15 protein-coding genes are annotated in these 22,347 nt (G+C 41.5%); 7 read left to right on the forward strand and 8 right to left on the reverse strand.

All coding sequences use genetic code 11. From position 1 onward, the window contains the following. Window positions 1–289: 289 nt before the first annotated feature. Entirely contained in the window at window positions 290–817 is a 528-nt protein-coding gene (locus NQT65_RS16260; protein WP_126008676.1) for a sugar O-acetyltransferase, read from the reverse strand. 193 nt (window positions 818–1,010) lie between these two features. Here NQT65_RS16260 and NQT65_RS16265 point away from each other — a divergent pair, with 193 nt between their 5' ends. From NQT65_RS16265 to NQT65_RS16285, 5 genes are all read left to right on the forward strand, one after another. After that, complete coding sequence (locus NQT65_RS16265) at window positions 1,011–4,451, forward strand: PKD domain-containing protein (RefSeq protein WP_256851554.1); 3,441 nt, start codon at window positions 1,011–1,013, stop codon at window positions 4,449–4,451. 184 nt (window positions 4,452–4,635) lie between these two features. Then, complete coding sequence (locus tag NQT65_RS16270) at window positions 4,636–5,400, forward strand: DeoR/GlpR family DNA-binding transcription regulator (protein ID WP_256851555.1); 765 nt, start codon at window positions 4,636–4,638, stop codon at window positions 5,398–5,400. A gap of 46 nt (window positions 5,401–5,446) precedes the next feature. Continuing rightward, window positions 5,447–7,267 carry a glutamine--fructose-6-phosphate transaminase (isomerizing) gene (glmS, locus tag NQT65_RS16275; protein WP_256851556.1) on the forward strand — a complete coding sequence of 607 codons (1,821 nt, stop codon included), beginning with the start codon at window positions 5,447–5,449 and terminating at the stop codon, window positions 7,265–7,267. Window positions 7,268–7,379: 112 nt separating this feature from the next. Then, window positions 7,380–8,567 carry an alpha/beta hydrolase-fold protein gene (locus NQT65_RS16280; protein ID WP_256851557.1) on the forward strand — a complete coding sequence of 396 codons (1,188 nt, stop codon included), beginning with the start codon at window positions 7,380–7,382 and terminating at the stop codon, window positions 8,565–8,567. Between the two features lie 206 nt (window positions 8,568–8,773). Next, entirely contained in the window at window positions 8,774–10,072 is a 1,299-nt protein-coding gene (locus NQT65_RS16285) for a DEAD/DEAH box helicase (protein ID WP_256851558.1), read from the forward strand. Window positions 10,073–10,172: 100 nt separating this feature from the next. Here NQT65_RS16285 and NQT65_RS16290 read toward each other — a convergent pair whose 3' ends face one another. The 3 genes from NQT65_RS16290 to NQT65_RS16300 form a co-directional block, all read right to left on the reverse strand. Beyond that, complete coding sequence (locus tag NQT65_RS16290) at window positions 10,173–13,394, reverse strand: S41 family peptidase (protein WP_256851559.1); 3,222 nt, start codon at window positions 13,392–13,394, stop codon at window positions 10,173–10,175. Window positions 13,395–13,548: 154 nt separating this feature from the next. Then, complete coding sequence (locus NQT65_RS16295) at window positions 13,549–14,949, reverse strand: 5-methyltetrahydrofolate--homocysteine methyltransferase (protein WP_256851560.1); 1,401 nt, start codon at window positions 14,947–14,949, stop codon at window positions 13,549–13,551. A gap of 32 nt (window positions 14,950–14,981) precedes the next feature. After that, window positions 14,982–17,393: a TonB-dependent receptor gene (locus tag NQT65_RS16300; RefSeq protein WP_256851561.1), complete on the reverse strand. Its 2,412-nt coding sequence runs from the start codon at window positions 17,391–17,393 to the stop codon at window positions 14,982–14,984. A 141-nt stretch (window positions 17,394–17,534) separates the two neighbouring features. Here NQT65_RS16300 and NQT65_RS16305 point away from each other — a divergent pair, with 141 nt between their 5' ends. Together NQT65_RS16305 and NQT65_RS16310 are read left to right on the forward strand one after the other, a co-directional pair. Beyond that, the gene (locus tag NQT65_RS16305) at window positions 17,535–17,951 is read left to right on the forward strand and encodes a MerC domain-containing protein (protein ID WP_256851562.1); all 417 of its coding nucleotides are present in this window, start codon (window positions 17,535–17,537) and stop codon (window positions 17,949–17,951) included. Between the two features lie 132 nt (window positions 17,952–18,083). Continuing rightward, the gene (locus NQT65_RS16310; RefSeq protein ID WP_256851563.1) at window positions 18,084–18,920 is read left to right on the forward strand and encodes an alpha/beta hydrolase; all 837 of its coding nucleotides are present in this window, start codon (window positions 18,084–18,086) and stop codon (window positions 18,918–18,920) included. 22 nt (window positions 18,921–18,942) lie between these two features. On the opposite strand, the gene NQT65_RS16315 is transcribed toward NQT65_RS16310, so the two are convergent. The 4 genes from NQT65_RS16315 to NQT65_RS16330 all read right to left on the reverse strand — a co-directional run bounded on the left by NQT65_RS16315 (window position 18,943) and on the right by NQT65_RS16330 (window position 22,340). Continuing rightward, window positions 18,943–19,845 (reverse strand): homocysteine S-methyltransferase family protein, encoded by a 903-nt coding sequence (locus NQT65_RS16315; protein WP_256851564.1) that lies wholly within the window; start codon window positions 19,843–19,845, stop codon window positions 18,943–18,945. A 166-nt stretch (window positions 19,846–20,011) separates the two neighbouring features. Next, entirely contained in the window at window positions 20,012–20,257 is a 246-nt protein-coding gene (locus NQT65_RS16320) for a DUF3297 family protein (protein ID WP_024034014.1), read from the reverse strand. Window positions 20,258–20,340: 83 nt separating this feature from the next. Continuing rightward, window positions 20,341–21,345: a YeiH family protein gene (locus NQT65_RS16325; RefSeq protein WP_024034013.1), complete on the reverse strand. Its 1,005-nt coding sequence runs from the start codon at window positions 21,343–21,345 to the stop codon at window positions 20,341–20,343. Continuing rightward, window positions 21,345–22,340, reverse strand: a complete 996-nt coding sequence (locus NQT65_RS16330; protein ID WP_256851565.1) for a TauD/TfdA family dioxygenase — start codon at window positions 22,338–22,340, stop codon at window positions 21,345–21,347. Before NQT65_RS16330 ends, NQT65_RS16325 begins: the two co-directional genes overlap by 1 nt. Window positions 22,341–22,347: the final 7 nt, after the last annotated feature.

Below are 22,347 nucleotides of genomic sequence, written 5' to 3' on the forward strand. Positions count from 1 at the left end.
GGGATTTAATAAATAGCCAGACCCATGGCTAACTCATCAGAGAAGTAAAACAGCTCGAAGGCGAGCCGGGGCAACGATAGTGTAGCATTTGCTATGTGACTCTCTACCGCTGTGGGCACTACGACATCGCCAGGCTCCAAATACAAGAAAGCCCGACTCGAAAGAGCCGGGCTTTTTTACGTCCACAGGAAAGTGAAAAAAGCACTCGTAATGAATTCACTTTTAAACCTATCACGTAGGTTGGGCGAGTAAAGCAGCGACTCCCGACGCAAAAAAACATCGATTAGAATTATAGGGTTCTTATCTCACGAGCTGGATTACCAGCAACAACAGTATCCGCCTCTACATTTTTAGTAACTACAGATCCCGCACCAATAACACTGTTATCCCCAATGCATACGCCCGCTAAAATAATTGCACCTGCGCCAATCCACACGTTGTTGTCTATTGTAATAGGAGCAGCAAAGTTTTCTTTATTCAGTCGCTGTGTAGGGTTAACAGCATGGGATACAGTCAATAGCTGAACATTAGGGCCAATTAAGCAGTCATCACCAATGCTGATAGCTCCTTCACTAATTGGGGCATCTAATACCGTACAGTTAATGTTTATGAAGCTACGATCACCAATAGCTATTTGATTACCATAATCGCAATGAAAACCAGATTCTATAATTACGCCTTCACCACATTGAGCGAATAGCTCTTTAATGCGTTTTAAATTACCTTTACTCGGGCTTTTATTGAAGAGTCGGCATATTTCGCCTGTTTGTTTACGTAGGGCTAAAAGCTCTTTGTTTAAGCTATTAAATGGCTGCATTAATTTCGCTCTTTATTGGGTGTCCAATTACTGTTCTAGGTATTATCGCATGGTTATATATGTTTACTGAGATGATGTTGTAACTTTTATACTAAGGCCGAGGTGAAGAAGCTCCATGATCAATACTAGATTTTATTTTAAAGCTTTTAAAAAAAAGATAATGATGTAAAATTAATGTAACAGGGAGCAAGTGATGAAAATTAATAAATCAATCCAAGTACTATGTTTAATAACTCTTTTAAGTGGTTGTGGGGGAGGGGGTGGTGATACGAGTAAACCAGTTAATAATGATTCTGGCTCTTCAGGAAAAGCTGAATTTGTTAAGCCTGACTATCAAAATACGCCTATTTATAACGGTGAAACATCTTTATTCGAAATAACAGCAAGTAATGTAACTCAACTAACTACTCAGTACTCATATTTACTAGATAGTCTTAATTCCATTGTATTTGGTGAGGATTATCAAAATCTATTTCTCCACGACCCAGTGCTAAGTAATCAATCTGATCATTTCGGTTGTGTTACAGGCTCTACTGTAATGAAAGAGGAAGAGGCTAATCAGCACTATATAATTACTTATAACAATTGCTCTGCTGCTGGGTGGGTTTTTAATGGGCAATCTGATATTTATATCGAAAGCTCTAACGCTGAATTTGTTCTTGAATATGGAATAGTACCCAATTTAACAATTAGTAACGAAGTGCTCGGTGTTGTCTACTCAACAGAAGGTTTTGCTATTGCTAGTAGCGAAGAGGAAAATAGTGACAGTAGCGCTATTGTAAATATCCTATTCAAAGGTTCAGACGAAAGCTCGCATGATATTCTATTTTCGGATGTAAGGCTTGATGCAGTTTTAGATGCAACTAATATTGGATATGGAATTGGTTTTAATGGTGATATTTATTTTAGTGATTTAGGAAAGTTAACAGTAAAAACGGACAAATTCTATCCCAATAATGATATAGCGTTGCCTCCGATTGTTGGTGCGCAATACAGCTTTGTATCACAAAATACTGCTTTAGCTGAGCTTAAGGGCAATGACATTTCGAGCATACGTTTAACTAATGAGTTTATACCACTAGAGTTTTATTTAGCAGATCTAGACGATGTTTATAACAATGAAGTCAACTCTGTTCCTAGGGCTGATATTTTAGCCCCTGACTCAATTAGAAGAAACTCTATAATTACACTTGATGCATCGCAGTCCAAAGACCCTGATTTAGAACCATTAGGTTATGAGTGGAAATTAACAGCTTTTCCTGAAAATGCTAGCTGGCAGATTAGCACAGGGAGTAAAATAGAATTTCTTGGAGATCTACCTGGTCTTTATCGTATTTCGTTAACAGTTGTAGACCCAAGTGGCGCAGAAAATACTGCAGAGCATGAGTTCAAATTAGAAAAACTCCCTGCAATTGTTTCTTATATTACTGCATATGATGAAATAGAATTAGGTGAACACTATACAGCCATTATTAATTTGTCTAATGATGAAGTCGATGGTCCTTTTGAGTACAAAATAGCTTATGGGCCTAGTAATATCTCGATTTCAGAGCAAGGAGAGGTTAATTGGTTAAGCAACGCGCCTGACTTTGGTAGTAATTTAAAGGTAAATTTTGCTGTTGATATATCAAACTCTGATACTCAAACAAGAGCTAAGCATCAAATCAACCTTCACTCACGTGGTGGCGTAGATAATCACTCAGTTGGTTATTTGAACAACTCAACATCCGGTGTAGCTTCAATTAAGCTTTCGAACAATAAAAGGGGTGTATTACGCAGTAATGATGATTATGTCTTAAATCTCAGTGAGACAGGGTTTCTAGAATACAATAAATGGATACCTCCCTTACCTTTAAATGCTGAGCATGTAGGTGCATTTCTTAATCAGTCAGGGACGCAACTAAATTGGCTCAGTATTACTTACAACCAAGAGGCAGCTAAACATCAAATATTTTTAAGTAATGAGGACTCGAGTAGTTTGCTCATAGATGATGTTTCGGCTGAGAATTATAACTCTATGGTATTTGATTACAACGGCGATGATATTGAAGATATCCTCCTTTCGGCGGGTCATTCATATGATAGTTATCTTATTAATGGGAATGATCTTTCTATCACTAAGCTTATTGTTGCGCCGGACCTTTCACTTAATTATTCAAATAGCTTGATTCAAGTTTGTGATTTGAATAATGACGGCTTTAAAGAGTTAATTGATAGGGGAAATATATTTGATGTCAAACAGAACAAATACCTGATAGAGCCATACTCTGAATATGAATTTAAGGCGTTTACCAGTGGTGGTAATTGTCGTGTAACTAGGTATAAAGCCTCCGATCACTATAGTGAACTAATTTGGTGGGAAGATGGTGAACTGCAGGTTAGTATTGAAAAGTTTGAGACTAATTTCCATGATGGAATTTCAATCGGCCTTGAGGTAGATAGTCCCTATAGTCATGTTTACTTTTCTAATTCAAAAGAGCTTCATTACTTTGATCAGCAGTGGCAACTGTTCTCTGTATCTATTGATGAAAACCCCTTTGGGAGAGTAATAGGAGCTGTTGATTTTGATAATGATGGAGTACAGTCTTTATTAGTAAGCAAAACAGATAGTTTAGAAGGAAGTTATTTATACGAAGAATATACGATGCAAAGCTTTAGCTATGAGAATGGGCGATGGCAGCTTGAATATTCATCAGTGCCTCAAGGTCAACTTCCTAATCTTCATATAGTTGGTGCTGTTAATGATACGGTTAGCGTTTCAGATTTTGGCCGTTCGGCTCAGATAACGCACAATAATGCACCTGTTACTTTCACTGGAGAGATGCTGTTAACGCAAGATAATGAAAATCAAATTGAGTATTCATTAACTCAAATCAATAACGAGACATTTATTGTTAAACGCAATATAGGTTCAACCAGTGTAATTTGGCAAACTAGCGTTTTAGAAGTGACTTTTTCTAATTCGTATGATTTTTCTTTTACAGAGTCCGAAACACACTTGAGTTTTAAAAGTGGTACTAGATATTTCACAATTGTAAAACAAACAGGTGAAGTCGTATCAAGAGTCTTCTTTCCTTACTTGCCGTCTGAAGAGATGTCAAAAATAATAATAGGTTATTACGATTTAGGTATAGCTTTTTACGAAAACCCTAGCTTATCACCCATTTCAATTGACAGTAGCAATTGGCCTGTTCCTTTAGATTTCTTACAAGAATCAACAAGCCATGTAGCGCATGTACACGCTATCCAGCTAGATTCAGATCCTCAACTAGAGCTAATAATTGATTATCGTACTTTTGGTAGTTTCGATGAGGAAGGTGGTTTAATAGTATTAGATACGAAAACGAAAGCATTAGAAATTTTGGATGGGCAACAAACTAAGGGCTTTACAATTTACCACAAAGAGAAAATCCTCGATGAGGCTATAGGTGGCGTTTATGGCCGTAACTATTTGGCGCAGTACTCTATAGAAAAAACAATTAGCCTAGTGGATAAGTTATCAAATCAAGTTATTTGGGAGAGTCCACAAATCTCGAATAATTACCACGATGTACTAATTCAAAAAGATGAGCGTGATTCTTGGAGTTTATATATTTTAGGTAGTGAGTTTTTAACATACCCATATTTGAACTAAAAAATAATAGCGTGCTCAGTAATCTAGTTTCTAGCTCATTGAGCAAGCTAGAATGTTTCACCACATCTACATACTGTTAAATTAAAAAGCGCACATTGCGCTTTTTTTACTCGTTCACTTGCCATTTAACTTGTTTCGTTTAAACTTGCACATCTTTCGAAACGAAACTTAATATACGAGCTTTATGACCAAACGAAACACCCAGCAACGCCGTCATTTAATACTCACTCAGGTAAATGAGCTTGGTGAAGTAGCTGTTGAAAAGCTTGCGGAGCAGTTTCAAACATCTGAAGTAACCATTCGTAAAGATTTAACCGCGCTTGAAAAAAGTGGCTTATTACTGCGCCGTTACGGTGGTGCTATTGCACTGCCTAAAGAAATTGTTAGCGACGAAATAGACTCTAAGCGCAAAGTAGCAATAGCAAAAGCGGCAGCCTCACTTATAAAAGATCATAACCGCATTATTATTGATAGCGGGCGCACTACGGCCGCCATGATTCCAGAGCTTGCAAATAAGCGCGGGTTAGTTGTAATGACCAACGCGATTAAAGTGGCGAGCCGTTTACTATCACTTGAAAACGAGCCAACACTTTTAATGACTGGCGGAACATGGGATCCGCATTCTGAGTCGTTTCAGGGGCAAGTTGCCGAAAACGTATTATGCTCTTATGACTTTGATCAGCTATTTATTGGTGCTGACGGCATAGATGTAAAACGCGGCACTACTACCTTTAATGAGTTAGTCGGTTTAAGCCAAGTTATGGCAAAGGCCGCCCGTGAAGTAATCGTTATGGTTGAATCAGATAAGATTGGCCGAAAAATACCAAATTTAGAATTACCGTGGAAAGTAGTAACCACATTAATAACCGATACTGGCTTAGCAGAGGATAAACGCAAAGCGATTGAGGCGTGTGGTGTAAAACTAATTTGTGCAGAGGTTATTGATTAGTAACTACAAAGTGAGTTACTAGAATTAAAAAATTAATGGAGACACTATGTGTGGAATAGTTGGGGCAGTTGCAGAACGTCCAGTAAACAGAATATTAGTTGAAGGTCTTAAACGTCTTGAATACCGTGGCTACGACTCTGCAGGTGTAGCGCTATTAGAAGGCTCTACGCTAAATACTGTAAAAGCAGTCGGTAAAGTAGTAAACGTAGAAGCCGCACTTGAGAAAGCCGGCGTTAGCGGTCATACAGGTATTGCACACACACGCTGGGCAACACACGGTAGCGTTACTGAAGAAAACGCTCACCCGCATGTATCAAATAACCAGCTAGCACTTGTGCATAACGGTATTATTGAAAACCACGCAAGCCTACGCGCATCGCTTAAAGAAGAAGGCTACGAGTTCTTATCTGAAACCGATACCGAAGTAATGGTGCACTTAATTCATAAGCTTCGTAAGCAACACACTACGTTACTTGCATCTGTTCAAGCAGCGGTTAAGCAATTTGAAGGTGCATTTGGTACAGTTGTATTTGATAAAGCAAACGACAACGAAATCATTGTAGCGCGCTCAGGTAGCCCACTTGTTATAGGTTTAGGCCTTGGCGAAAACTTTATTGCCTCTGATCAGTTAGCACTACTACCAGTTACCCGTAGCTTTATCTTTTTAGAAGAAGGCGACGTAGCCCGCATTACGCGTGATACAGTAGAAATTTTTGATGAAAATGGCGACGCTGTAGAGCGTGAAGTGATTGAATCAAACATTACGCAAGACGCATCAGGCAAAGGTGATTACCGCCACTACATGCTAAAAGAAATTTACGAGCAACCACTTGCTGTACGTAATACTCTTGAAGGGCGTTTAAACGACGACCGTGTAGCAATTGATGCCTTTGGCGACAGCGCTCAGCAAATATTTAAAGATGTAAAACACGTACAAATTATTGCCTGTGGTACGTCATACCATTCAGGTATGGTTGCACGTTACTGGCTTGAGCAATTTGCTGGCGTTAGCTGTAATGTTGAGATTGCCTCTGAGTTTAGATACCGCCAATCGTATGTACACGAAAACAGCCTACTTGTTACTATTTCACAATCGGGTGAAACTGCCGATACGCTAGCGGCATTACGCCTAGCTAAAGAGCAAGGTTACATGGCCTCAATGACCATTTGTAACGTACCCGGTTCATCGCTTGTGCGCGAATCAGATCTAGCCTTTATGACCAAAGCCGGTGCTGAAATTGGTGTAGCTTCTACTAAAGCATTTACAACACAATTAGTTGGTTTGTTAATGCTTACTGCGTCTATAGCGCAAGAAAAGCAGCTTGATCAAAGTGCTATTGTAGATGCTATAAAAGTACTACCTGCTAAGCTTGAAGAAACATTACTGCTTGCTGATGGTATTGCAGACCTTGCAGAAGAGTTTGCCGATAAACATCACTCACTATTTTTAGGTCGTGGCTCGCAATACCCAATCGCAATGGAAGGTGCGCTTAAACTTAAAGAGATTTCGTACATTCACGCAGAAGCCTACGCAGCGGGCGAACTAAAACATGGGCCACTTGCGCTTATAGATGCCGACATGCCAATTATTGTTGTAGCACCAAACAATGAGCTATTAGAAAAGCTTAAATCAAACGTAGAAGAAGTACGCGCACGTGGCGGCATTATTTACGTATTCGCAGATAAAGATTCACACTTTGAGTCAGACGACACAATGCGTGTAATCAACGTAAACCACACTGACGACATTATTGCGCCAATTGTTTACACATTGCCATTACAGTTACTGTCGTACTACGTAGCGGTAATTAAAGGCACTGACGTTGACCAACCACGTAACTTAGCTAAATCGGTTACTGTTGAGTAAAATCAAAAGGTTGGTAATTACCTGTTAAAGATAAAAAGGCGCTTAATGCGCCTTTTTTTGTACCTTAAAGCCTGTTAGATTAAATAACACACTATTTTCAAAAGGATTAGTCATGCGTATATTTACCGCTGTTTTTATATGTAGTTTATTTATATTTTATTCTAGTAGCACACTTGCAGAGCCTGATTTAAAACAGCAAACCATTAGCTATACGCAACAAACACATACTATTAATTCAGCCGTTTTAAACGAAGAGCGCACAGTTGTAGTCCAGCTTCCAAAGAGTTATCAAGCTAATCCAAACAAAGTTTATCCGGTCATTTATCGCCTTGATGGCGCGGGTAACATACCACTTATAAGTGCAGTGATGGAGCGTTTACAAAATGATAATCGTGCGCCTGAGGTTATTATTGTCGCTATTGAAAACACTAATCGACTCAGAGATTTTTACCCTACAGTGAATAAAGAACCACAAGGCCCGGTAGGTGAAGGCGGTGGTGCAGCAAAGTTTTTAGCATTTATTGAGCAAGAGCTTATGCCCTTGATTAATAAAAGTTATCGTACGCATAATTATAATGTGATCGCAGGGGCCTCTGCAGCAGGCGTGTTTGCACTTTATACAATGCAAGCTAACCCTGAGCTTTTCCAAGCACACATTGCTTACAGCCCTGCGGTTTGGTGGAACTATGGCGCACCGGTAAAAGCAACTAAGACCTTTATTAATAAATCAAAAAACCTAAATAACTATGTTTACATTAATATAGGCGAAGAAGCAGGCATAATGCGTGAGCGATACAATGAACTTCAGCAAGCTTTGCAATCTAATAGCTTGCCAAATTTACGCTTCTTAAGTGACGCGTTTGATAGTGTCTCGCATAACCTGACTTCGGTTGCTGGTTCATTTAATGCCTATCACAACTTATTTTTGCCTAAACAAATGCCTATGAGTGCTTTAAGCGATGATATAGAGTCTATTGATGTTTATTATAAAAAGTTATCTCAGCAATGGGGGGAGCAGATTGCGCCACCGGATCGCGCTGTTAGATCACTTGGTTATGACCTAACGGGCAGCAAGCAATTTTCCCGTGCTATTGAGGTGTTTAAGTACAATATAAAAAACCACCCAAAATCAGTCGATGCGTTTTCAGCCTTATCTTATGGCTATGAAATGCAAGGTGATACTCGTCAAGCGCTTGAACAGATGGAGTCTGCTTTAGCCATTACAAATGACTCATATCCTTATATAAATTATTTAAGAGAAACAAAAGCTAGGTTACAAGCAGAACTTAGCAAGAACTAATAATATTGCTAACTTAGTTGTTGGCTTTTTATGAAAGCCTCTTTAAGTTTGGAGTGCTCACGGTGACAGTCAAATTTCCTCGAAGCTTGTAGCTCGACGCTTGCAGCCATTACTTAAACCACATTTAAATCACTAAGTCCTACTTAATAAGCGCTAAATACGGTAAAATTACAGGCTACTTTTTTAGCAATGAGCCCGTAATATTCATGACCTCAGCAACAAGCCCTAGTGCCTTTAACGATCTTGGCCTTATTCCAGAGCTACAAGCTCGTTTAACCGATTTGGAATACAGCCAACCTACGCCAATTCAAGCTAAGGCGATTCCAAGTGTACTGGCTGGTAGCGATTTAATTGCAGGGGCAAATACTGGCTCAGGTAAAACAGCGACGTTTGCTTTACCAATGCTACAAAAGTTATTTTTAGAGCAAGGCGCTAAAAAAGCAGCGAGCAAAGGTAATTTTGTCACTGGGCTTATTTTGGTACCTACGCGCGAGCTTGCAACGCAGGTGGCCGATAGTGTTAAATCGTACTCTGCAAACTTTAATGGCGCCATTAAAACGGTGGCGGTATTTGGTGGTGTGTCGGTTAATACACAAATGCAGGCTCTACGCGGCGGCGCCGATATTATTGTAGCAACGCCAGGGCGCTTGCTCGATTTAATCTCAAGCAATGCTATTAAGCTCGATAAACTAAATACACTTGTGCTTGATGAAGCCGACCGCATGTTAAGCCTTGGCTTTACCGAAGAGCTTGCTGAGTTATTAGCGCTTATGCCTGCTAAAAAACAAACTATGTTGTTTTCAGCAACCTTCCCAGAGCAAGTCACACAATTAACGCAAGAGCTGTTAACCAACCCTGTTGAAATACAAGTTCAAAGTAAAGACGAAAGTACCTTAGTACAGCGCGTATTTACGGTTAATAAAGGCGAAAAAACCACGGTTTTAGCGCATTTAATTAAAGCGCATAAATGGCGCCAAGCGCTTATTTTTGTAAACGCTAAAAAAGACTGTGAGCACTTAGCAGGTAAGCTTGAAAAGCGTGGTATTAACGCACAGGTATTTCATGGTGATAAAGGCCAAAGTGAGCGTACTCGCGTAATAGAAAAATTTAAAGCGGGCGAAATAGAAGTACTTATAGCCACCGATATAGCAGCCCGAGGTTTAGATATTGCCAAACTGCCTGTTGTTATTAACTTTAACTTACCGCGCAGCCCCGCTGATTACATGCACCGTATTGGCCGAAGCGGGCGTGCCGGTGAAGTTGGCCTAGCGTTATCGTTAATTGATTATGAAGACTTTCATCACTTTAAAATAATCGAGAAAAAAAACAAACTTCGTTTAGAGCGTGAAGAAGTAACGGGTTTTGCGGTAAACCAAGCAAACCTTGATGCAGCACAAGCACTTAAAAACGAAAAGCCAATGGCAAAGCCTGAAGGCACAGGTAAGAAAAAGAAGAAAAAATCCAACCAAGAAGATGACGTATGGAGCGGCTGGAGAAAAAGATAAGCCTTAATACATATAAGTTATTAAACTCGAATTAATAAAAACCCTGCAAATTATGCAGGGTTTTTTTTATTGGTATTAGATTGTTTAGCTATGCAGCAAATTAAAACTTAGACGGTGCTGGTGGCACTACTAAAGGTTGCTTAGGGTTTTCTTTAAGCTCCTTTAATAACTCTTGTACAGCACGTTCTATTGATGGATCTTGGCCTTTATAAATAAGCTCTGGGCGATCAACCACTTTAATATCAGGTGCAACGCCTTCGTTTTCTATAATCCAGTTACCTTGAGTATCTAAAATACGGAATGTAGCAGCAATTACTTGCCCGCCATCTACAAGAGCAGGGTTGCCAGAAATACCAATTAAGCCACCCCATGTACGCGTACCAATTAGCTTACCTAAACCCGCTTGGCGGAAGTAGTATGGAATTGCGTCACCGCCTGAGCTTGAATAGCCGTTTATTAGCATTGCTTTAGGACCGTCGTGCGCAAACTGTGGCGTTTTGGTCGGCTCTGTGCCTCGGCGTTTCCAATAGTTAAGTGGTTTACGTGCAAGCCAGGTGATCATGTGCTCAGGAATATAGCCACCGCCATTGTAACGGTCATCAATAATCATGGCGTCTTTGGTTGTTTGCGGCATGTAATTTTTAAACATGGCGCGGTTACCTTCATACGCTGTATTTGGCAGGTGCACGTAGCCAATACGCCCGTTTGATAGCTTATTAACGTAGGCTGCACGCGAGTTAACCCAGTCTAAATAACGTAGGCCTTGCTCACTGGCTACCGGTTTTACAGTTACTTGCCACGCGCCTTTACTACGCGGTTTACTGTTTAGCACCAGCTCTACTTGCTCGCCTTGGGTGTTTTCAAGGAGTTCGTAAAAGTTAGCCACGTCTTTAACCGAGCGGCCATTTACCGCAATTATGTAATCGCCGTTATTTGCTTTTACGCCTGTGGTGCCCAGCGGTGAGCGGAAATCGTCATGCCAGTTTTCACCTTTAAAGATTTGCTCTATTTTTACATAACCCGATGGATCGCTTGCAAGCTTAGCGCCTAATAAACCGTGGTTTTTACGCTCGGCTTTTGGCATATCACCCGATTGCACGTAAATATGGCCTGAGTTAATTTCGCCAGCAATTTCACTCAGTATATAATCAAGGTCGCTACGATGGCTAATGGCATCAGCCATAGGCTGGTATTTAGCTAAAATAGCATCCCAATCTTGACCGTGATGGTTTTCGTCGTAGAACCAGTCACGCAGTGTGCGCCAGCCTTCTACGTACATTTGTTGCCACTCAGCTTGCGGGTTAATTTTAAGTGTCATTTTACTTAAATCGAGCTTGTTGGCGTCTAAGTCTTGCTTGGGTTTAGGCTCAATTAAGCTGTAACCGCCGCTTGTATGTACAAGCAGGTGCTCGCTATTGCTCGATATAGTGTAATGGCTAACGCCTTTAGCCACGGTTTCTAGCTCGCTATCGTGTTCGGTGCCTATAAGTTGTAATCCGCCATTGGCAAGTGTAAGCACGCCGTCTTTTACTGCGGTTAAGCCACGGTAATCGCCCGCAGGCGCGTTAAGTGCGGTAACACGCTGCATAAAGTCGCTGCTTTGCAGTGCGTTTTTAACTTTTTTGTCGTCTTCTTTTTCGTCTTCTTTATCTTTTACAATCGTGGTTTCGTCACTTTGTAAGGCAATAAGCGGTTTAACACTGTCGTTTACTGCAGCCGCATAAATACGGGTGGCGCGGTTAAACATGTAGTCAAACTCGTAACTGCTAAACGCAAGGTTAAAGTCGCGCTCAGAGCTAAAGTAAAGGTATTGGCCATCTGGCGAAAAGGTTGGGTTTTGCTCGTTACTCATTTCGTCTGTTAGGCGCGTCACCTTTTCTTTTTTAAGGTTATAGTGCCACAGTGAGGCATAACGGTTTTCGTTATTTTTAACATACACAATGTCTTGGCTGTTAGGCGACCACGTATATTGAGTAATGCCGTCTTCGTCGTAAATGCCGGTATCAATTTTGTGTTGCTTGCCCGATTTTGCATCTAACCACCAAAGTGTGTGGTTTTTATCTGCAAACAACAGCTTAGTGCTATCGGGTGACCAAATAGGCGTAAAGCGCCAAATAGTGCCATTACTAGTGAGTTGTTTAATGGCATTATTTTTACTGCGATCTTTTAAGTAAATTTCGTACTCGCCGCTTTCATCGCTCATGTAAGCAATGTAACGGCCATTTGGCGACCAGCTTGCGTCTATTTCACGGCTCTTATCTGTATACGATAAGTTACGCGTAGGGCCTTGTTTAACAGGTACACTAAATAGCTCGCCACGGGCTGTAAATACAGCACGTTTGCCATCGTGAGAAATCGACATAGAATCAATAAAGTCGCTTACATTTTTGCTGTAAGGCATAGCGTATTGGCGCACACCTGCAATGTTAATGCTCAGCTTAGTGCTTTTTTGTGTTTTTGCGTCAAAGCGATATAAGTAACCGCCGTTTTCGAACACAATCGCATTAGGCCCTGCTGAGGGCCAAAGTACGTCAAAGTTTTTATAATTAGTGAGCTTTTTAGGCTCACTGCCTTTGCGATATTGGTAAAGGTTTAGTGTGTAATCACGATCAGATACAAAATAAATATTGTCGCCAACCCAGGTAGGTTGCTGGTCGGTTGCACGGTTAGTGGTAAGTTGCTCTGAAGTGTTATTTTCTAAATCGTAAATCCATACGTCTTGCGCACGGCCGCCACGGGTGCGTTTCCAGGTACGAAACTCACGGTCAATGGGTGTGTAAACATACTTGCTACCATCAGGTGAGAGCATACCGCCGCCAGTTTCTGGAATGGCTAAAGGCTGCTCAAGGCCACCGTCGGCAGGGACCATATAAGGGCGACCCATACGTTTGCCCCATGGTGTGCGGTTTGCTCTAAACACCACATTTTTACCATCGGCGGTCCAATCTAAAACGCGGTAATCAAAACCACCACGCGGCGGCATTGGGCCAACATCGTTGTAGTATGTAAGCTGCTTTAGGCCTGAACCATCGCTGTTGATCACATATACTTGGCGGCTGCCGTTATACTCAGCCGAAAACGCAATGCGCTTACCATCAGGAGAAAACTTAGGAAATGTTTCAAAACCAATATGGTCGGTTAAGCGTTTGCTTTCGCCGGTTTGTGTATTAGCAATATAAATATCGCCGCTGTAAACAAAGGTCACGTTTTGGTTATGAATATCAGGAAAGCGTAGTAAGCGAGTGTCTTTAGTTTCATAGGCCGATACGCTCGGTGCAATAACCGCAGCCAAGGCAAGCGCCAATGTTGTTAATTTTTTCATGGGATTACATCCTATATTAATAGCTGTTACATCATAACAATAAGGTTATAAATAGCGATGCACTTGCGATAAAAGGTCTGTTACAAAATGTGAATAAAAAAAGGCTGGCATTAAAACGCCAACCTTCAGGGAGTACTCTTTTTAAAGAGTGAAATTAGTGGTCGTGATCGTCTTCTTCTTCCTCTTGCGCAATACCAAGCCAAGTAATTGCACTAGGAGCAAAAGTAAGCTCAACCTCACTTTCAATTTCTAAGTCTTCAAGGTGTACTTGCACAACGTGCTGAGCAATAGGGTCGGCTACATAAGCAAACTGACCATTTTGCGCCACTGTCATGCTAAAGCTCATGCCCTCTGGCATGGTTGATACATCTTGCTCGGTAATATCAACTTGGCCTTCAAGCTCCCAATGCATTTCGCCATCATGGTCGTGTGCACTAAATACATTTAAAAAGCCTAAGCTGTCTAATATTAAAAAGTGCTCGCCATGGGCAGAAAAAGAGTACGACACAGCACTTGCGCCATCGGCTAGTTGCCATTCTAGTTCTTCCATTTGTGCTGTTGCTGGGTTAATAGTTACAATTACGGCTTCGCCGCCACCATGGCCAGATGCTACGCCAATAAAGCTCTCGCTATTTTCGTGGCCATAAATACTACCAATGCGTAAATCGCCAACGGCTGCAATGTTCGCTATTTTTTCAGCTTCGTATTCATCATCGTGCTGGTGGGCTAATAACACACCATCGCTACAACCAAATGCCACGTAGTCGTGGTTTTGTGCCGCGCCGTGTAAATCAGGGCACGTAAGGTCTAAGGTTTGTTCTAGCTCATATTCACCATCATGAAAATGATAAACACCTACTTGGTCTGGCAGTACTTTAGCAACCGATGTGCTTTCGCTGTCATCACGGCGAAGTGTTGATAATAAATGCTCACCGCGAGGCTCTGCTACGCCATGCATATTAATATCGTAGCTAATACCCGGTAGCGTTGCTGTTGCGCTGGTTATGTCGTTATCTGTTAATACTTCAACAGAGGCAACCGTGCCTGAGTCTGCATCACCATCATAAAAAACAGCTAATTGGCCGTCATGTTTTACAAGATGAGTAGGGCGGCTGCCACTTGTTAGCTCATAACTGCTAGCTGCTGGGCTTTGCTCATAGTCGTGTAAATGCTCGCCATGGTCTTCACGCCATAAACCACCATCAATAAAGCCTAAGTAATCTTGTGCGCGGCTTGCAATAACGGCATAACGAAAATCAGGTGATGACGATAGCGTGTTTGAATCGTTCGTCAGGGTAAATGTTTCAAGTAAAGCGTTGTCATCTAGGTCATAAAAGCTGGCTTCGTTGCTATCGCCTGCCAGTACAGCTAATCTGCCTAATGAATCAATTGTGTAGCCATCATCATGGTCGTGATCATCATCGTCATGATCGTGCTCATCTTCTACAACAATAGGATCTTTTTCTACAATATTGGTCTGGGCATCGCCACAGGCCGTAATAAATGTAGTGCTAATAGCCAGTGCAATAAGCTTTAATTTGTATAGTTTTTTCATGTTTATTTCCTTTAATTATAATTTTTTAACGCTTAAAAATAACCGCGAATGCCTAGCGCAAAGCTACGTCCTGGACGTGGTGCTATATCTTTTACAAACGAGCTGTGCACGCGTGCTTCTGTGTCTGTTAAGTTGGTGCCTCGCAGGTACACAGACATATCTTGGTTTAATACTGAAAGGTCGTAAGAGATGCTTGCATCAACCAATGTGTAGCCGTCAGTTGATGTTTCTTGTGGGGCTGTGCGGTCTTGCTTTTGATAGCGAGTAACGTGAATATGTGCACTGAGTTTATCTGTTTGATAGCTTAACTCGCTGCCAAAACGAAGCGGTGGAGTACGGGGTAAATCGCCGCCGTCTTTAAGGCGTGCACGAACGTAATCTGAGAATAAATCTACTTTAAATTCATCGGTTAACTGCCACGCAATTTGCGCTTCAAACCCGTGTAAAATTACGTCGTCTGTTTTAAATAAATAAACCGGCAGTTCTGATGAATGGTCGTGTTCGTCAGCGCCTTCTTCTTCATCGCCATGGTCGTGGCCACTTTCGGCGAATAAACCAGTGTCTATTTGGTAATAGTAATTATCTACTTGGTTGTAAAAGGCATTTAAAATAAAGCCAACATCACCTTGGGTTTTACGCAGGGTTAAATCGATATTATTGGCTGTTTCCAAATCAATTATTTGACTAGATAAACCTAAATGGCCGTCTTCATCTAAATCAAATAGTGCACCTACTTCGTAAGTGCCAGTACCAATGTGTGGCCCAAACGATAACAATTCAGAGGCAGAAGGCGCACGTTCAGAGCGCGATACAGAAAGTCCTAAATTATAGTTAGGTGTAAAATCCCACACTACGCCTGCAGATAAACTGATTGGCGTAAATTCATGCTCTACGTCAAATACACGAGTGGTCTCTGCGCTTTCTTCGTGGTCGTGATCATGCTCGTCGATTTCTTCTACTTCATCATGTGCATGAGCGTCGATATTGGGCAGTAATACGTCGCCTGCTTCAATTTTTACACGCTCAATACGCCCACCTAACTGCACTAAAAAATCACCAAAGTGTCTTTCTTCCATTAGCGCTACAGCAAAGCTTTCGGTTTCTGATGGAGGGGTAAAGGCCTCTTCACCTTGAGCTTCAACATCGCTTTGTTTGTAATGAAAGCTAATGCCGCCATTCCACTCGTTAAATTGGTTATGTAGTAGGTCTATACGTAATTCGTTTGTTTCGTTTTTAAATGTGGTGCCTACAGCGCCACTTTCAATTTCAGCGTGTTCGTAGTTGGTATGGCCAGCGCGCAGGTTAACTTTGTTTAGCCATTTATTATCTAGGTTGTACTCACCTAATAATTGCACTTTAGTTTGCTCTAAATCAGCAAATACGCTTTCTTCTTCGTCGTTGTGTTCTTCCTCTTCTTCCTCGCCGTGCGTATGACCCGGAATACCGTATTGACGATTAAATTGCTCTACTGCTAAGCCAATAAAGCCGTTATCCATTAAATAGCTAGCGCCAACAGTAAAACCGTCAGACTCTTCATTACTGTTTTCAACTTTGTAATCGCCACTATGCTCTTCACCGTCGCTATCTATATCGGCAGCTACAGGTACCTCGTAGTCATCGGCTTCACGCCAAAATGCATCGGCGTAAAAAGCCACCGAGTCTGTGCCTGTGGTGGCATTAAACGAGGCCACTTTTTGGTTATCAGCAGAGTTATGTTCTAGGTTCCACTCGCCGCGTGTTGTGCTGTCGGTTGGTACGCGGTTATCTACTACATTTACTACGCCACCAATGGCGCCACTGCCATAAAACAGTGTTGCAGGGCCGCGTAATACTTCAATTTGTTGTGCGGTAGACGCCTCTGATGCAACAGAGTGATCAGGGCCAACGCGCGACACATCACTTACATCAAGGCCATTTTGAGTAATAAGTACACGCGGGCCGCTTAAACCACGAATAATAGGTGTGCTGGCTACCTTCCCGTGAAAGTTAGTATTAACGCCTGGAAGTTTTTCAAGGCTGTCGCCAAGGGTTGCAGCTTGTTGTCGTCTTAGTTGTTCGCCAGATAAAACACTAACAGGCGACGCAGATTCCATTGCCGACATATGAATAGGGGTTGCTTCAATATCAATAACTTCAATAGGCGAGCGCTTTAAATTAAAAGTAACCGATTGGTTTTCATCATTCGTTATTGTTATATCGCGATGAAGGTGGGCATAACCTGGCGCCACAACATGTAGCTCTTTTAAGCCATTGTTTAGCTCGGTTATTACAAATTTACCGTTTTCATTGGTGGTGACTTTAAGGTCTGAACCTTCAACCTCTACTGTTGCATTGGTAACTACTTTACCTTTGTTGTTTAGAACAACGCCTTCAATTGTGGATGCAAGCACACTTGCAGGTAATAAAGCTGCAATGAGCACAGCTAATTGTGATCTACGTTTCATTTGACTACCTTGTTAGATGTTATGTTATATCAATTATGCGAGAAATGTTATAATGTATCAATAGTGATTAACTGTTGTTACTAAAATGTCTCCTTAAAAGTAACGCTTTTGAGTAGAGGCACTAATTTAGTAGAGGAAGTAATGAAGTCGAGTCAAAGTGTTATGGATCGTATGGCGATTGGATTATCGTTAATGTGCACTGTACATTGTTTTGCAACCCCGGTTATTTTAGCGTTATTGCCAAGCTTTGCTGTACTGCAAATAGATAGTGGACAATTTCATTTATGGATTCTTGCGGCGGTATTGCCCACCAGTTTATTGGCATTAAGCTTAGGCTGTAAAAAGCATAAACGTTTACGTTATATGGCCTGTGGCGTTATTGGGCTAGCCTTTATGATATGTGCTGTATTACTAGGGCATGAGGTGGCCGAAAAAGCGCTTACTTTAATTGGATCGGCTTTTATTGCTATAGCTCATTGGTTTAATTACCAACAATGCCTTAAACATAATGACGAAAAGTGCCCGTGTTCAGGCACCGAATCTGATCAGGTAGCTTAGTGTTGTTAGTGCTACAAACAGCTAACATGTAGCACTGTCTTTCAATATTTAACTTTGTTTTTTAATAGCCTAAAGCTAAAAGTGAGTTAAAGTAACCATCCAATATTGGTTTATTATGCTTGGCTTAGGTTAATGAATACTGCTTTAAAATCCCTGCTGTTACTTTGCGCTTTAATGTGTTTTAAATTAAGCGCAAATACCCCGTACCAAATCCCTAGAAGCAGCGTTATAGAGCTCACTGAGCCCGTGACCAATCGGGTATATCCTGTTTTTATTCAGCTCCCTAAGTCATATAAAAAGCATCCTGAAAAAATATATCCAGTTATTTATTTAACCGATGCACCGTATACGTTCCCTATTGTGGCGGGTGCTACACGGTTTCCTATGAATAGCGGAAAAATACAGCAGGCTATTATTGTGGCCATTAGTTACGAAAAAGGCTCTAGAGGGTCTAACAGCCGAATTAGAGACTACACACCAAATAAGGCGCAAAGCTGGAAAAAACAAACAGGTAACGCGCAAAACCATGCGCTGTTTTTAAAAAATACTGTACTGCCATATATAGAAAATAACTACCGAGCAAGTAGCACACAAAAAACTTATATAGGTAACTCTTTAGGCGGTTTATTTGGCGTGACTATTTTATTTACGATGCCCGATTTATTTAACAATTATATAATTGGCAGCCCATCAGTTTGGTTTAATAACAATGCGATTTTAGCGCTACAAGCACATAAGCCTAAAGTGCCTACAAAGGTTTATATATCGGTAGGGGGAAAGGAAACGCCACGCTTTGGTGAAGGACAAAATATGGTGGCAGGGGCAAAGCAATTAACGCAAAAAATTAATGCACTTAGCAGTGACAATATTGAACTAAAAAGCGTTGTTATCGAAGGGGCGAACCATGCAACTGCATTTCCTACTACAGCAATACAAGGGCTTGATTGGGTAACAGCAAATAAGCCCTAATATTTATAAAAGCACTAAAAGCTTAAGCGCTTTCAAGTTCCTGTTTCCAGTTTACTAATACTTCAATAAATTCTGGGCCTATACCACAGCAGCCGCCAATAACACTTGCGCCTTGGCTGTACCACGTTTTTGCAAAATCTAGGTATTCTGCAGGTGAAATATCACGATACGCCTGCGAGCCTTCGTTAGCTTTGTAATCGCTTGCGATAGGTGTAAAGCCATTAGCAAATGCGCCTAACACAACGCTTTTATTTTGTTTAGCTAATACTGCGTTGGTATCGCTAAAGGCTTGCTCTATAACCTCAGGGATTGAGCAGTTAAAGAAAATACCAGTAACATTTTGTTCAAGCAAAGCCGCTACAGCGTCACTTACCAGCTCACCAGAGCGAAGTGTCGCTTGCTCGCTTACCACATCATTTAAGGTAAATGCGTAATAACATGGCTTGTTTGAGCCTTTAAGTACATTTGCCATAACGTGCGCTTCTTCAATACTCGATATGGTTTCGCAAATCCATACATCTACGTGCTCGTCTTGCGCCTTGTATAGCGTATCTAAAATAGTAAAAGCGCGTTCGCTCTCAAATAGCTCTGGGCGGTAAGAGCCAAATGCGGGTGGTAATGAACCTGCTACTAATACATTTTGTGTAGCCTTTTGAGCTACATCTTTTGCAATAACGGCTGCTTGCTGCGCAAGGGCTGCGCCTTGAGCTTGGTATAGTGCTTCACCTAAATGAAAGGGCACACAGGCATAACTATTAACGGTAATTATTTCAGCACCGGCATCTATAAAACCTTGGTGAGCCTGCGTTACAAAATGTGGGGCTTCTATTAGTGCTTGTGCACTCCACAGTGGCTGTGTAAATGGTGCGCCAATGCGTTTAAGCTCGCGCCCCATGCCGCCATCTAAAATAGTTACTTTATTCATAAAGGATTTCTATACAACTAAACAATATGGCGCTATTCAACCATAATTTTTTTAGATTCATAATGAAACTTCGTCACCTTTAACATGAAAAAAGCTCAATGCTTTTTTACAGTCATAAAAAAAGCGACATCTCGCAGGAGAGTCGCTTATTTAAGTAGGCTAAACCTTACTTATAAAATACGTCTACCGTGCCTTTTACTTTCATAAGTAAAGGTTGGCCGCGGCGGTCTAGCGCTTTAGGCGCGGCAATTTTAATCCAACCTTCGCTAATGCAGTACTCTTCTACGTCAAAGCGTTCTTTGCCATTTAAGCTTACGCCAATTTCGTGTTCAAACACTTCTTCTACGTAATGCTTGCTACGTGGGTTAATAGAAAGCTGATCAGGTAATGCTGGTTTTGTTGAATCGGTCATGGTTTTAATCTTTATTAAAAAGTGATGCGCTATTGTAGGCAATCCACTCAATACGCTCAAGGTTTAATGCTTAGCTACTCAACTTAGCTACACAATACAAAGCCAAGTATTAACAGTGCTATCCAAATGGTTTCGGCAACAATCATAATTATTGGTTTTAGGCCCACCTCGGTGAGTTTGCCTAGGTTTGTTTTCATACCAATGGCGGCTATGGCGGCAATTAAAAAGAACCGAGAAAGCTCATTTGTGGTTTCAAGCACAATAGCGGGTAGGTTAAAGGTGCTGTTTATAATCATTAAAATTACAAAGCCAATTAAAAACCCCGGTACTTTTGGCAGCTCGCCATGGTTACCTTTATTTGAGCGATTAATAACCACCATCATAATAAGTACTACAGGCAACAGCATAGCCACGCGTACTAGTTTGGTAAGTGTTGCTATATCGCCAGTTTCGGGTGATACCGAATAACCGGCACCCACTACTTGGGCTACATCGTGTATGGTGCCACCTAAAAATACCCCGGCGTTATGTGCATCAAATTCAAGGTAGTTAACCACAATAGGGTATAAAATCATTGCAATGGTCGACATGGCCGTTACGCCAATTACGGTAAGTAAGGTATCGCGCTCTTTATGCTCGCTGTTTGGCATAATAGATGAAATAGCTAGTGCTGCCGATGCACCACAAATAGCAACTGAGCCACCGGTGAGTGCGCCAAAGCGTTTTTGTAACCCAAATACTCGGGCAAGTACAACCCCTAAAATAATGGTGGTAAATATAGCGCCAGCTAACATTAGCGCTGTTTGCCAGCCCAGTGTAATTAAATCGCCCAGCGCTATACGGGTGCCAAGTAAAACAATGCCTACACGTAAAACCGTGGTACCGGTAAAGTCTATGCCTTTAGCGCACGGGCTGTCGCTTTGATATAAAAACGACACCGCCATCCCCAATAATAAAGCAAACAACATAGCGGGCGCGCCATAGTGTTCACTTAAAAATAAGGCAGCAAGACCAGTCATTGCAGCAATGCTGGCCCCTTGCCATAACGGGGAAACTTTTACCTTTAGTGCACCGGTTAAGCTTTGCATTAGGCGTTAGCTGCTGTCAGTGCAACAAGCACTTGGCGTTTACGCTCGCCAGTAAATGGGCGGCGGCCATGCATAGCCATTTCGTTATCCACTAAGGCTACATCGCCATCTTGCCACGCTAAATCAAAAGTAAATTCTTTTGATAGCTCAACAATTTTTTCAAGCCCTTGTTTAGGAATGGCACTACCATCGCCAAAGGTAATAGCAACCGATGGGTTTTCGCGAACGCCTTTCCAGCCCATGTAAGCGGCAATAAGTTGGTTATAAAAAACCTGTACGCCGTTTTCAAGGGTAACTACCGCAGGTAAAACCGGAGTAATTGCTTTTAAAGAGCCATCTTCTAGCCACTCCCACTCGTAACCTAGCTCGGTAAGTTTGCTGTGTGCTTCTTCTTTGGTTTCAACGCTTAGGGTGCTTTTCCAGCTGCGACCTTGACCCGATGTCGCATCGTCGGCTGCGGGCATGTAAGTGGTGTACTTTAAGCCTTTTTGCTCAAAGTCATCGGCTAATTGGCTATCAAACTGCTTTAAAGCGCTAAATAATTTATCTGAGCGGCAAAGCGGTGTCGCGCCGCCTTCCTCAGCTGCCGATTTACAAAAAAAGAACAGCTTACTTGGCGAAATAGGTGTTTGTGCCATTTCGTGATGAAGGTAAATTTCAACATCTTTTGGTGCTTCGTTAGCGGTAAATACACGCTCGGTAAAGTTAATACGTACCGCGTTAGATAGCGACTCTTGGTACGTAAAGTTGTCGTAATCAAACCCTGCTGAAAATGTATCAAAGGTTTCGGCGCTATCAATAGGAAAGCCTCTAAACAATACAGCGCCTGAGCTGCGTAGTTTTTTAGCCAACTCGCTTTTGTTAGCGCGAATAAAAGCTACCGCTTCTTCAACGGTGCTGGCGTTATTGTTATTAACTACAATGCACGGAAAAACCGAGTCATCAAACGTTAATTGAGTAGGCACTTGGGCATAGTTAAGTTCGGTAGCTGACATTTTATTA

The sequence above is a fragment of the Pseudoalteromonas agarivorans genome (genome assembly GCF_024518735.1).
GTDB lineage: Bacteria > Pseudomonadota > Gammaproteobacteria > Enterobacterales > Alteromonadaceae > Pseudoalteromonas > Pseudoalteromonas atlantica.